Source organism: [Clostridium] aerotolerans DSM 5434 (assembly GCF_000687555.1).
Classification (GTDB): domain Bacteria; phylum Bacillota; class Clostridia; order Lachnospirales; family Lachnospiraceae; genus Lacrimispora; species Lacrimispora aerotolerans.
Window position 1 is genome coordinate 69,283 of record NZ_JHWJ01000017.1, and the last position, 13,176, is coordinate 82,458.

The following is a 13,176-nucleotide window of genomic DNA, read 5'->3' on the forward strand; positions in this document are numbered from 1 at the left end:
ATGAAATATACCATAGACCGTATTAGCGGCAATATGGCAGTCTGTGAGGACGAGAACGGGGATCTGGTGAAGCTGATATCATCGGAGCTTCCCAGTGGGGTAAAAGAAGGCGACATTCTTAAGAAGCAGGACGGAGTCTGGTATAAGGATGAAACGGAAAGCAGTGACCGCAGACAGGCCATGAAGGAGAAGCTAAACAGACTGATTGAATAAAGGACTAAAATATGAAGAATTATATTGTGCTGGATCTGGAATGGAACCAGAGTGCCGGGGGGAAGGAAGATACCATAGAGAATTTTCCCTTTGAAATCATAGAAATCGGGGCAGTAAAGCTGAACGAATCTCTGGAAGAAGTAGGGGAATTCAGAAGACTGATAAAGCCTAAGGTCTATAAGGAGCTTCACGAGAAGATTTTAGAGGTGACTCATATGGATGAGAAGCTTTTGATGGAAGAGGGTATGGACTTTGTAACGGCGTTTGAAGAATTTGCAGCATGGTGGGGCGAAGGGGCTGTTTTTTGCACCTGGGGTTCCATGGATTTAACAGAGCTGCAAAGAAATCTCACCTATTACGGACTTACCAATCCATTTGAAAAGCCTCTGCTTTACTATGATGTACAAAAGCTATACAGCCTGCTCCATGGGGACGGAAAGGACCGCCAGTCTCTTGATATAGCGGTTTTTGAATCGGGAATGATGGAAGAGAGGCCTTTTCACCGGGCGCTTGATGATGCCCATTATACGGGACGCATCATGCAGAGTATGGATTTTGAAAAGGTAAAAGAATACTGGTCTACGGACTATTACCGGCTTCCTGATTGTCCGGAAGAAGAGGTATATCTCGTATTTCCGGATTATTCCAAATACATCTCAAGGCCATTTCCCACAAAGCTTGATGCCATTGCAGATAAAACAGTTACGGATTTGCTCTGCTGTAAATGCAACCGGATGCTTCGAAAAAAGATCCGGTGGTTTTCCGTTAACCAGAAATTCTATACGGCTTTAGGATGCTGCCCGGTACATGGAAATGTAAAGGGAAAGATCCGTATGAGACGGAGCGATGATGGTCAGGTCTATGTGGTAAAAACCATGAAGCTGGTCAGGGAAGACGAGATTGGCGAGATTTACGAAAAAAAAGAAGAAGCAAGAAAAAAACGGGTGGAGAAAACCAAGGTGCGAAAGCAGAATAAAAAGAAGGGGGCACTGCCCCTCTCTTAGATTTCACTTTCCTTCATCCGGTAGCCAACTCCTATTTCTGTGAAGATATATTTGGGTTCTGCCGGATTGGCTTCGATCTTACGGCGGATATGAGCCATATTCACCCTGAGGATCTGATTGTTATTATCCGCATACGGTCCCCAGATATGGCTGATGATATAGTCATAGGTCAGAACCTTTCCGGAGTTTTCCGCAAGGAGAGACACCAGCTTGTATTCGATCTGGGTCAAATGAATCTTGTGATCATTTAGCGTAACAAGGCGTTTTGCGAAGTCAATATACAGGCCCTCACATCGGTAAGGGGTCTGTACCACACAGCCGTCGATTGCCTTTACCGTAGGCTTTCCGTGGCGCAGTGCGGTGCGGATTCTGGCTAAGAGCTCACTGGTACCAAAGGGCTTAGTAATGTAATCGTCAGCGCCGAAATCAAGAGCTGCTACCTTTTCCTGCTCCTGTGTCCTTGCAGATATTACGATGATTGGAATGGTAGTCCAGCTTCGTACACTTTTTATAATATCAATGCCATCCAGATCCGGAAGTCCAAGATCCAAAAGGATTACATCCGGACAGAGAGAATTGATCAGTGCCAGTCCATCTCTTCCGTTATAAGCAGTACTGACTTTATAATCCTGCCGTTCCAGCGCACTTTCTATAAAGTTGCATATGTTCTTTTCATCTTCGATCATGACGATTGTAAACTTACTCATAAAAATCCTCCCCTAGTGGTAATGTAAACGTAAATACAGCCCCGTGCTCTTTATTGGAAGCAATGATGGTTCCATTATGAGCCGCTACAATGGTTTTGCAGATAGACAAACCGATTCCCATCCCCTTGTGGGAATCATAGCTGTTGTTTGGCAAAGAAGTATAACCATCAAATAAAGTGGATATCCGATCAGCAGAAAGTCCCACTCCCTGGTCGCTTACTTCAAAGGACGCGTACCCATCCTTGACGGAGACGATAAGGCTTATGGTCTCTGTAGAATTGGAATGATAAACTGCATTTTCCAAAAGATTTATAATGACCTGTTCAATCAAGGTGGCATCCATGGGAACCATGACAAGCTCATCTGGTATGCTCGCATGGACCGTTGCACCTGGAAGCCTTTTTCGAAACCGCTGGAGCGCTTCCGAAACAACTTCTTCCAATGGCTCCAGATGCTTTGTCACATGGGCACCCGTATCCCGGATTCTGGTAACACTTAAAAGATTCTCCACCATGTTAAGAAGCCAGTTGGCATCTTCTTTAATATTGGAGACCAGGTTTGATTTCTCTTCTTCTGGCATACTGCTCTTATTATCCAGATAAGCATTGCTGGCACCAATGATTCCTGTGAGCGGAGTCCTTAAATCATGGGAAATGGCTCTTAGAAGATTGGCACGCATGGTTTCCTTTTCCGCTTCCATAAGCAGCTTGTCTCTTTCGCTTAATATCTGGCTCTGCTGCTTTAAATGGGTGGTGGTGGCGCTTGTTATCGTTGAAATCACCAGCAGTGTAATAAAGGTAATGGAATAACCGATCCCGGAAAACTTAAATTCCATATATGGGTATGTAAATAAGTAATTCACACAAATGATACTGATAAAAGATGCCGCCAACCCAGGGATATATCCATTGGAGAAGCGGGAGATTAAAACCACTGCCATGATGTAAACCATGCCTATGTTATTGGTAAACCCGCCGAAAAACATAATCAGGTAGGAGATAACAGTGGCTGTTAAAAGAAAGACCACTGTTATCATAATATTCCGTACCAATTCTAATTTCGCAGGTCTTTTTAACTGTCTCATGTCCCCTCCGATCAAACTAACGGAATTTGAATCGGCCGCCCCGCCGGCCCTTGCGTTTTGAAGTATAGGAACTTCTTCTCTGCTCCAGGATACTGTTAAATTCATCGGCTGAGATCCCGGATTCCTTAAGGCGTTTCATACGCTCTTCCTTTCGAAGGAGAGAAAACTCATCGTCCTTGCGCCTCTTATAAAGGATAAAAGATATGATGCCTCCCATGAGGGCAATCACCCCAACGCCTCCTAAAATCAGCCATGCAGCAAGAGGAATCTGGAAGGGCTTTAGAGCTTTTTCCTTGTATTCATCAGAAACGCCTGCACTGGTTTTGCTGGATTCAGAAACGGTAGCAGATTCTGTTTCCTTTTCCTGTTTTGCCGTTTTTTCAGGAACGGCAGGCTTCGTTTCAGAGGCTTTAAACAGTTCCTTGTTGATCTCTAAAAATGTACTTCCAACCACCCGGTCACTGTAGCGGTATATGATCTTCGCTATCGCACCTTCTGGATCACCTGCTGAAATGTCATAGCTTAATTCCGGTTTGGCATCGGTGAAGCTGGCTGTCTTTGGAAGAATGATACGGCTGCCTGGATCCAGAATGAGGGCCTCCGGCCGTTTCATGGACAATCCGCTGAAGCTTAAGTCGTTTGTGATGGAGCTGTAGGTCTTTTCATAGTCCGCAGCCTTTAGGGATACGAAATTCTCAAAACCAAAATCCAGCATATTCTTGGTATCAGACCAGTAAACCGGAGTGGAGCCTTTTAAAATGACTGTAATGAGCTTCATACCGTTTTTTTCTGCGCAGGTAATCAGTGTGTTGCCTGCTAAGGTGGTATAACCTGTTTTTCCGCCTACGATGCCAGGATAATAATAAGGATTTGACTTTCTCATCATTCTATGTCCCGGGTAGATGGTAAGCCCCTCCTTGTTGATGGAATTGGGGGGAAGCTTATAATAGGTGGTAGAGTCAATCTCTTCAAATACCGGATTGTTAAAGGCTGCCCTGGCAATGAGGGCCATATCGTAGGGTGAAGTGTAGTGCTCCGGGTTGTTTAGACCGCTTGGATTGGCAAAATGGGTATTGGTGCATCCAAGCTCCTTTGCCCTTGCATTCATCATATCTGCAAATGCTTCCGTGCTTCCTGCCACGTGCTCAGCCAGCGCATTGGCAGCTTCATTGGCTGACTTTAACAAAAGAGCGTATAGACAATCCTTAACAGACAGCTTGTCCCCTTCGTTGATTCCAGCATTGCTGCTTCCCGATTCTACATTAAAGACTGCATTATGGGAAAAGGTGACCATATCGTCCATATTACAGTTTTCGATGACCAAAAGAGCAGTCATGACCTTGGTAATACTGGCCGGGTAATATTGGTTGTGTATGTTTTGTCCCCAAAGAACGGTCCCGGTGTCTGCGTCCATGAGAATGGCTCCCTGAGCATTTACAGAAACGTTGGACGGCCACTCAGCCGCCGCCAAAACGGTCCCATGAAACGAGAAGACAAACAGGAGCAGACAGAGGAAACATACGGATAACCTTTTTGTAATTTGAGTCATATTGGATAATCTCTCCATTAATTCAGATTCAGTGTCAAACAATTCTCCACCATACAGTATAGGTTATTTAAGGTAACAAGTAAAGATTAATCGGCATTTTTCCCGTATTTGTGTATCAAAAATAGACAAAATCCGATAACAAAGAGGACAGAAATGAAGAAGATGAAACCAATCAGAAAAACGGTATCGCTGAAAAAGCCTTCCGGAACGATATTAATCAGCATGTCCGTGGAAGGGTCCAGCATCCACAAATCATTGTGAAAGAACATCTTATGGAACAGGATAAAATACCGGTTAAAGTCCGTAGAGATAATTAAAGCCGTAGCAGCGGAGCCCAGAAGGAAGAGACCGCTTCCCCAAAGTACGGCCCTTGGAAAGGTGTTTTTAAATTTTGTTTTCAATAGAAATAATAGAATCAGGCATAAGGCCATGATCATAATACAGCCTCTGCGCATGGCGATTCCGCCCAGAAAAAGCCCTCTTACATCCTCCATATGAGCAATTTCTCTGGCGTTGAAAAACTCCCGCTCCACGCCTCCCATGGTGGTGGGAACGTGAAGGTTGTCCCGTTTTCCCTTTAGATAAGCCATCATCTGGTCCGTCACATCCAAAAGGTCCTCCATATTCATAGAAACTGCCTCTGTTACGTTATATTTGGCATATTCCTTTTGAAAATAACCGGGAATCCAGTATACCGCAGCTTCCACTGAGGTAAATAAAAGAACGATCATGAGGCAGATGGAAAAAATAATTCCAAGTGCATATTGTAGCATCCGATTCATGAGTCTTCTCCTTTCTTAATCATACATTTTTTTTCGTAGCCGTTGGTAAGTTCCAGCAGTACTTTGTGGCAAGCAGGCGGATTAATATGACGGTACAGGCCCCACAAAGCATGGCTGCATTGCCATTCATGTGACCAAGAAGTACCGCATAAAGTATGGCTCCTGCAATGGAAGCACTGGCGTAGATGTGCTTTCTAAGGACATAAGGAGTCTGGCCTGCCATGATATCCCTTAAAATACCGCCTCCCACTCCTGTAATCACCCCTAAAAAGATGATGAGAAAATGGTATTCCCCATAGCCGGAAAGGATGGCAGTGTCAATCCCTACCACAGTAAAGGCGCCCAGTCCCACCGCATCAAAGATATTCATGACCTTTTCATAATTCTCAATGGAATGCCCGTCCAGAATCCTTTGATTGAGCCTCACAATAATAAATAGAATCATTACCGTAAAAAAGGCAAGTAATACATAAATAGGGTCCTTAAATAGGGCAGGAGGTACATTTCCAATGATGATATCCCGTAACATACCGCCGCCTACGGCAGTTGTGACTCCCAATACAATGACGCCTAATAAGTCCAGCTGCTTCTTGATAGCAACCATGGCACCAGAAGAAGCAAAGGCAATGGTGCCCACCGCTTCCACAAAGAAAAATAAGGAAAGTTCTACTTTCATGAATACCTCCGAATTGCTTCCATTATAGAAATTAAGGAAAGTATATGATTTTGAGGGATGTTTGTCAATATGCCCGTTCATGAAAAAGATACCTTTGCAACGGCTTTTATTCCGTGCTTGACATTTTAATCGATAAGAAATAAAATAGTTAGAAGTGAAACAATTAGAAATCTAACTATAAAAATGGAGGTGATCATATGGCTGCATTTCATTATCTGCTGATGGCAGGTCATTCCATATATCAGAAAAAGCTGATGGATGCTCTAAAGGATACAGAATTAACCCCAGGGCAGCCGAAGGTCTTAGACTTCTTAAAGGATTGCGATGGTTCAACCCAAAAGGAGATTGCGGCTGCCTGTTATCTGGAAGCAGCAACTGTGACAAGTGTTTTAAATGGTATGGAGACCAAGGGCCTTATTATAAGAAAGCGGCTCAATGGCAACCGCCGTTCCTTTCATGTATTTATGACGGAAAAGGGCCGTGTGCTGCAAAAGCAGGTGGAAGAAATCTTCCTTAGAATAGAGGAAGAGACCTTTAAAGAGCTTTCCGAAGAGAAGAGAAAGGAATTCCTTCAGATTTTTTCACAGATTCATGACAACTTGATGACAACACGATGATTGATTAAGGAGATAAGAATATGCCGCAAGGAGTAATTATTAACTGTATGACTGTATTTATAGGAGGGATACTGGGGGCGTTTTTAAAAAGCCATTTCCCAAAGAAGCTTTCAGAAGCTCTTCCTAATATTTTTGGCCTTTCGGCCATTTCCATGGGGGTATATTTGATTATCAGACTGCAAAGTCTTGCCGCAGTAGTTCTGGCAATCATCGTAGGAACCGTTCTGGGCGAGCTGCTTGGACTGGAAGAAAATCTGCTTGCCGGCTTAAAAAAGCTGGAGGGAAAGCTTCCAATGGATATGAGCGAGGAGCAGATGGAGATCATAATCAGTCTTATTATTTTGTTTTGCTTTAGCGGCACTGGGATTTTCGGGACAATGAATTATGCCATGACCGGAGATCAGTCCATACTGTATGCCAAGTCTGTGATGGACTTTTTTACAGCCATTATTTTTGGCACCACAGCCGGTTTTTTAGTTGGATTTATTGCCATTCCCCAATTTGCAATAGGAATGCTATTGTTTTTCGGGGCCACCTATATTCTGCCTTTTACCAGCGACCTTATGATATCTAATTTTAAGGCATGCGGAGGCATTATTACCCTGGCGGTAGGGCTTAAAATTTCAAATATCAAAAAGACCAGAGTATTAAATATATTACCAGCTCTTATCCTGGTATTTCCCTTTTCCCTGCTTTTATAGCTTTAGAAGGAAATGAAGAATAAAAAGCCAGAGACCCGGCTGCCTGTAAGGCAATCGTGTCACTGGCTTTTATTTATCTGCGTCTTATAAGCAGTTTTACCAATTCCGATATGATAATAACGCTGAAGCTAAGACCAAATATCTTCAGCCACATGATGATTCCAAGGGGCACAGTTCCGAAAAATGCGCCTGCAAACTGTATGATCAGTATCTGTAAAAGGAAGGTGATGGAGATGACTAAAAGCATAATCCGGTTCTTTAATAAGTGTTTAAAGATACTGGTAGCATGAAGCTCTCTGCAGTTGAATGCATTGAATAACTGGAACAATGCAAACAGGGTAAAGAGAACGGTGGTCATTTCCTGATCCGTAGCGCCTAAGAAGTTGAACATATATTGACATAAGAAAATAACTGAGATATAAAGCCCTGTAAGTCCGATTCTTAAGAACATGGTCTTTGATATAATGTTGTCGCTTCTTCCTGTGGGCGGACGGTTCATAAGATCATCATAAATCGGTTCAAGACCGAGGGTAAGGGCTGGGGGTCCGTCCATAATGATGTTGATCCATAACAGCTGAAGGGCTGTAAATGGCGCCTTGAATCCTAAGATGATGGAGGTAAATACCACAATAACGGAAGAGACATTTACCGTAAGCTGAAACTGAATGAAACGCTTAAAGTTCTCATAAATACCGCGTCCCCAGGCAATGGCCTTTACGATGGTCGAGAAGGAGTCATCAAGAAGAACAATATCACTGGCTTCTTTGGATACCTCGGTTCCGGAAATACCCATGGCGATTCCTACGTCCGCGTTTTTAAGGGCTGGGGCATCGTTAATTCCATCCCCGGTAACGGCTACTACATTGTTCTGGGACTTTAACAGCTTTACCACACGCATCTTGGTGGAAGGTGTACTTCTTGCAATGACACTGATCTTAGGAAGCATTTGAAGGAGCTCATCATCGTTCATATCTGCAATCTCGCTAGCCTCCACTGCAAGGCGTCCATTATCAAGAATATGAAGCTCATTAGCAATGGCTGTTGCGGTTATGATATTGTCTCCTGTGAGGATCTTTAAATCAACGCCAGCCATGCGGCAATGCTTGACGGCATCGTAAACATCAGCGCGGAGAGGATCGGAGATGGCAACAAATCCGTCAAAGACCATGTCCTTTTCCATGGCGTTGTGATGGAGCTCATCTTCATAATCCTTCATTTCCATCAGCTCTTTATGTGCAAAGGCAATGACCCGCATCGCCCTTTCCTGGGCTTTTACAATGTAAGCTTCAATCTCAGAACGCTTGTCATCGGAAAGCGAGCACATGGAAAATACGCATTCCGGGCTGCCCTTTACGTAGGAGATGATTTTTCCGTCTACCTTACTGATGGTGGTCATATGCTTAAGCTCAGAGGAAAATGGGAAGGCATGAAGGACGTCATGATCGGAGCGTTCTTCTTTATAAGATTTTCCACTTATTTTGCATGCCTTAGAATTCTGGTAAAAGCTTAACATGGCGCATTCCGTAGGATTTCCAATAAAGGAACTGTCAGGGGAAATATCTGCAGTGGTATTCAGGCAGATATTGTGTACCAGCCAGTCAGAATGAAGCTCCCCGGTCTTTTCTTTCCATTCTCCGTCATAAAAAGCGGAAACAGTCATCTTGTTCTCTGTCAGTGTTCCGGTCTTGTCGGAGCAGATGACATTGATACAGCCTACGGTTTCAGATGCAATCATCTTTTTAACCAGGGCATTTTGCTTTGAAAGCTTAATGATATTAATGGATAAGGATACCGCCACAATGGTGGGAAGTCCTTCTGGTACAGCGGCTACAATCAGTACAATGCTGGTAACAAAGGCATCGAGGACTGCCTCAAGAGTAAGACCGCCGGAGAGGGAAAAGGATATAAGCTCGGATACAAATACAATGGCAGCAGCAATGATACCAAGTATGGTAATGGTCTTTCCCAGTCTTGCAAGCTTTTCCTGAAGAGGTGTGCTGGCACGCTCTACACTCGTCAGTTCCCTTGCTATGTTTCCAAATTCTGTGTGGTCTCCAACGGCTGTGACCACCATTTTTCCGTATCCACTGGTAATATAATTGCCGGAATAAACCATATTGGCCCGCTCTGCAAGGGGTGTTTTTTCGTCCGGTATCAGCAGCAGCGCGTCTTTTTTCGCTGGCACGCTTTCTCCAGTCAGTGCAGATTCATCGGATGCCAGTCCGGAGCTTTGAAGAAGTCTTCCGTCAGCCGGAACACGGTCGCCGGTGGCTATAAGGACAATATCTCCCACAACGATGTCTTTTTGGCTGAGCAGCACTGTGTTTCCGTCTCTGATGACCTTAATCATGGTGTCATCACTGATTTTTGATAAAGCTTCAAAGGCTTTGGCACTTTTGCCTTCCATAATGACCGTAATCAATACGGAAAGGAAGATGGCGGCAAAAATTCCCAGACACTCTAAAAAGTCTGCCTCAGAGCCGGTAGTGGCTCGTATGATGTTTACAATAAGGGCAATGACACCAGCCATAATGAGCATTAAAATCATTGGCTCGCTGGCGGCTTCTGCAATTCGCTTTAACAAAGATTCAGGCTTTTCCTTTGTCAGCGTATTGCTTCCGTATCGTTCCCTCTGGGCGTCCACCTGTCCGGTGCTTAGACCGACTGACCCGTCGGTGTTTAATCGCTCCAGTAAATCACGCGTGTTCTCCTGAAATTCTTTCAATGCAGTTCTCTCCTTAATTTGTTTATATATAACAAAAACTCATGCATAGACCAGCTATGCATGAGTCAAAAAAAATAGACCATGTATAGCCCGGTGCTATACATGAGTCTCGTTTATTAAGACAAGCCAGACCGTAAAACGGTCAGTATGTTGACTTGGCACGCAGATAAACTGCGCAAACTACTCCCTCAAGTGTTTTCTCATCATACCATAAACGGATAATTTTTGTCAACAGTTAAGAGACAGGTTCCTTTTATTCTTTTCTTTGCTTCTATTTTATGTTAGATTATAGGAAATAATAAAATACACCGTACAGCTAAAAGGAGGCAAATATGAATGTAGATACTATGAAGGATAATCCAGTTAATCCTGAAATAGAAGCGGCTATGAAATCTCTTAAAAAACATCGTATGGGCGCATACTTTGCAGCTGACAAAGAAGAGCTGTTCACGCTTTTAAATACGTTTATTCCCGATCATACCACAGTAGGCTGCGGAGATTCTGTTACCTTAGAAGAACTTGGGGTATTTGATGAGCTTAGAAAACGGGATCTTGTATTCCTAGATAAATATGAGCCATCACTGACAAAAGAAAAAAAGCGGGAACTATATCGAAAAAATTTCTTGGCTGATACGTTTATAACCGGAACCAATGCAGTTACCATGGATGGAAAGCTGTTTAATATAGACGGCAACGGCAGCCGCGTGGCACCCATGCTTTATGGACCGGATCAGGTCCTTGTGGTGGTGGGCACCAATAAGCTTGTAAAGGACACGGAGGAAGCCATTAAGCGAACCAGACAGATTGCAGCCACATTAGATGCCAAACGGCTGAATAAGGGAACCCCATGTACCGTCTTGGACCGCTGCATTGATTGCAGTCATAAAAACAGGATATGCAATGATTTTGTTTTGATCGCGGGACAGTTCACAGAGGAGAGAATCAAGGTCATCTTTGTGGAAGGGGAGTATGGATATTAGGAAAAGAGAGTTAGAACGCGGAAGGAAGATATAGATAGAAGGATAAAAATGCGTCTTGAAACGGCTTTATGCCGTATCAAGACGCATTCTTTTAATTCCCGCTTTTTTTCGTTCGTTTAATCACCTTAAGCCTTGTAAATTCCTCCCTGTCTTTTTCCTCCAGGGAGTTTGATATGCTTTTTGTCAGTGATTCATAGCGGGGAATGGTAATATTTTTCAGTGCATTTGCCCGTTTCTGGGTTCGCTTGATGCTGTTTGCCAGACGGTAAGCGGAGTTTTCCACGGAAGAGAGCTTTAGGGTCAGCTCCTTCACCTTTTCAAACTTAGAGCGGGCCTCATCAAGGGATTCCCTGGTGCTGTAGTACGCATAGGTCAGATTTAAGGGTCTGCCCTCATGCTCTACTAGAGGGATTTCTGTTCCCATAATGCTTCTGGTCTTAATGCGAACGGTGTCATCAATGGGAACAGCCATGGCAATGTCCTTTACATAGTCAATTCCCAGCTCGATGTTTGCCTTTTGCAGCGCTTTATAGGCGGAGGTAAAGGTCACATCGATTTCAGACTGGATTCCCCTTGCCTCGTCGATCAGCTCCATCAGCTCTTTGATCAGGATATTCCGCTTTTTATCCATCAACTCATAGCCCTGTCTGGCCAGAGCGAGAGAGTTTTTAGCTAGAATTAAATTTCCCTTGGTGGGAAATGTATTGGGATTCATGGATTTCCCTCCTATTCATTCGAAGCTTCCGGGGCAGTTTCCTTGTAATATTGATCCAGGACTTTCGTATCTACACGGTCTAACTCACCGCGGGGAAGAAGTCCTAAAAGCTCCCAGCCAATGGTAAGAGTCTCTAAAATGTTCCGGTTGGTGTGGTCACCCTGTCCTACAAAGCGGTTTTCAAACTCCTTACCAAATATCAGATATTTTTTATCAATGGGAGATAGCTCATCTTCACCAATAACAGAAGCCAGAGCTCTTGCGTCTCCAACCTTTGCATAGCAGGAGAAGAGCTGGTTTGCAACACCCTGATGGTCCGCTCTTGTAAATCCTTCTCCGATTCCATCCTTCATCAGACGGCTTAAAGAGGGCAGTACGTTAATGGGTGGATATACGGACTGACCGTAAAGGCTGCGGTCGAGAACAATCTGTCCCTCCGTAATATATCCGGTCAAGTCGGGAATGGGGTGGGTGATATCATCGTTTGGCATGGTTAGGATTGGAATCTGTGTTACTGATCCGTGTCTTCCCTTTACAATGCCTGCTCTCTCATAAATTGATGCAAGGTCACTGTATAGATAGCCTGGATACCCTTTTCTGGAAGGAATCTCACCTTTTGAGGAGGAGACCTCACGGAGGGCTTCTGCATAAGCGGTCATATCGGTTAAAATAACAAGGATATGCATGCCCCGTTCAAATGCCAGATACTCTGCAAGGGTCAAAGCCACCTTTGGAGTGATAAGACGCTCCACCACAGGGTCATTGGCCAGGTTAATGAACATGGCAACGTGGTCGGAAACACCGCTCTCCTCAAAGGTTCTGCGGAAGAAATCAGCCACGTCGTATTTTACACCCATAGCCGCAAACACGACGGCAAATTTTTCGCTGGAATCCGCATCATCACCTAAGGATGCCTGCTGAACAATCTGAGCCGCCAGTTCATCGTGGGGAAGACCATTACCGGAGAAAATCGGAAGCTTCTGTCCCCGGATTAAGGTCATCAGTCCGTCGATGGCTGAGATTCCGGTACGGATATAGTCTCTGGGATATTCTCTGGTCACGGGATTTAAAGGCTTTCCATTGATATCAAGTAAATGGTCGGAGCCGATATCACCAAGTCCGTCGATGGGAACTCCGATTCCATTAAAGGTACGTCCCAGCATATCTTCGGATACGGAAAGCTCCATCGGTCTTCCCGTAAGCCGGGTGTGTACATTTCTTAGCGCCAGACCATCAGTGCCCTCAAAGACCTGGATAATGGCCTTATCCTCATATACCTCAATAATTCTTCCAAGCTTTTTTGTCTTGCCTGCCACGGTCATTTCCACAATTTCATCAAAAGCAGCATTCTGGACGCCTTCCAATACGACCAGGGGGCCGTTGATGGCACTTAAGCCTAAATATTCGATTGCCATAATCTGCC

The 13,176-nt window shown here is 44.3% G+C and carries 13 protein-coding genes; 5 read left to right on the forward strand and 8 right to left on the reverse strand.

Going from position 1 to position 13,176, the window contains the following annotated elements:
* Both T546_RS0119345 and T546_RS0119350 read left to right on the forward strand, forming a co-directional pair.
* Positions 1-213, forward strand: coding sequence for a DUF3006 domain-containing protein (locus T546_RS0119345; RefSeq protein ID WP_026893047.1), 213 nt, complete (start codon positions 1-3; stop codon positions 211-213).
* An 11-nt stretch (positions 214-224) separates the two neighbouring features.
* Positions 225-1,217, forward strand: coding sequence for a 3'-5' exonuclease (locus T546_RS0119350; protein ID WP_026893048.1), 993 nt, complete (start codon positions 225-227; stop codon positions 1,215-1,217).
* On the opposite strand, the gene T546_RS0119355 is transcribed toward T546_RS0119350, so the two are convergent.
* The 5 genes from T546_RS0119355 to T546_RS0119375 all read right to left on the reverse strand — a co-directional run bounded on the left by T546_RS0119355 (position 1,214) and on the right by T546_RS0119375 (position 6,015).
* The gene (locus T546_RS0119355; protein ID WP_024837863.1) at positions 1,214-1,924 is read right to left on the reverse strand and encodes a response regulator; all 711 of its coding nucleotides are present in this window, start codon (positions 1,922-1,924) and stop codon (positions 1,214-1,216) included. The genes T546_RS0119350 and T546_RS0119355 overlap by 4 nt on opposite strands.
* Positions 1,917-3,008 carry a sensor histidine kinase gene (locus T546_RS0119360; RefSeq protein WP_026893049.1) on the reverse strand — a complete coding sequence of 364 codons (1,092 nt, stop codon included), beginning with the start codon at positions 3,006-3,008 and terminating at the stop codon, positions 1,917-1,919. The genes T546_RS0119355 and T546_RS0119360 overlap by 8 nt, the downstream gene beginning before the upstream one ends.
* Before the next feature lie 16 nt (positions 3,009-3,024).
* Complete coding sequence (locus T546_RS0119365) at positions 3,025-4,557, reverse strand: D-alanyl-D-alanine carboxypeptidase family protein (RefSeq protein ID WP_034600018.1); 1,533 nt, start codon at positions 4,555-4,557, stop codon at positions 3,025-3,027.
* Positions 4,558-4,643: 86 nt separating this feature from the next.
* Entirely contained in the window at positions 4,644-5,339 is a 696-nt protein-coding gene (locus tag T546_RS0119370) for a TIGR01906 family membrane protein (RefSeq protein ID WP_026893051.1), read from the reverse strand.
* Positions 5,340-5,358: 19 nt separating this feature from the next.
* Entirely contained in the window at positions 5,359-6,015 is a 657-nt protein-coding gene (locus T546_RS0119375) for a trimeric intracellular cation channel family protein (RefSeq protein WP_026893052.1), read from the reverse strand.
* 197 nt (positions 6,016-6,212) lie between these two features.
* Between T546_RS0119375 and T546_RS0119380 the strand changes: the two genes are divergently transcribed.
* Both T546_RS0119380 and T546_RS0119385 read left to right on the forward strand, forming a co-directional pair.
* Positions 6,213-6,632, forward strand: a complete 420-nt coding sequence (locus T546_RS0119380) for a MarR family winged helix-turn-helix transcriptional regulator (protein WP_026893053.1) — start codon at positions 6,213-6,215, stop codon at positions 6,630-6,632.
* Between the two features lie 20 nt (positions 6,633-6,652).
* Positions 6,653-7,333 (forward strand): DUF554 domain-containing protein, encoded by a 681-nt coding sequence (locus tag T546_RS0119385; RefSeq protein WP_026893054.1) that lies wholly within the window; start codon positions 6,653-6,655, stop codon positions 7,331-7,333.
* Positions 7,334-7,406: 73 nt separating this feature from the next.
* On the opposite strand, the gene T546_RS0119390 is transcribed toward T546_RS0119385, so the two are convergent.
* Entirely contained in the window at positions 7,407-10,088 is a 2,682-nt protein-coding gene (locus T546_RS0119390) for a calcium-translocating P-type ATPase, PMCA-type (protein ID WP_330371966.1), read from the reverse strand.
* Between the two features lie 302 nt (positions 10,089-10,390).
* On the opposite strand from T546_RS0119390, the gene T546_RS0119395 reads away from it, so the two are divergent.
* Complete coding sequence (locus T546_RS0119395; protein WP_330371964.1) at positions 10,391-11,038, forward strand: lactate utilization protein; 648 nt, start codon at positions 10,391-10,393, stop codon at positions 11,036-11,038.
* 91 nt (positions 11,039-11,129) lie between these two features.
* Here the strand turns inward: T546_RS0119395 and T546_RS0119400 are convergent, their stop codons facing one another.
* Both T546_RS0119400 and T546_RS0119405 read right to left on the reverse strand, forming a co-directional pair.
* A complete protein-coding gene (locus tag T546_RS0119400) occupies positions 11,130-11,753 on the reverse strand; it encodes a V-type ATP synthase subunit D (protein WP_026893057.1) in 624 nt (207 codons plus the stop codon).
* Between the two features lie 11 nt (positions 11,754-11,764).
* Positions 11,765-13,168, reverse strand: a complete 1,404-nt coding sequence (locus T546_RS0119405) for a V-type ATP synthase subunit B (RefSeq protein WP_026893058.1) — start codon at positions 13,166-13,168, stop codon at positions 11,765-11,767.
* Positions 13,169-13,176: the final 8 nt, after the last annotated feature.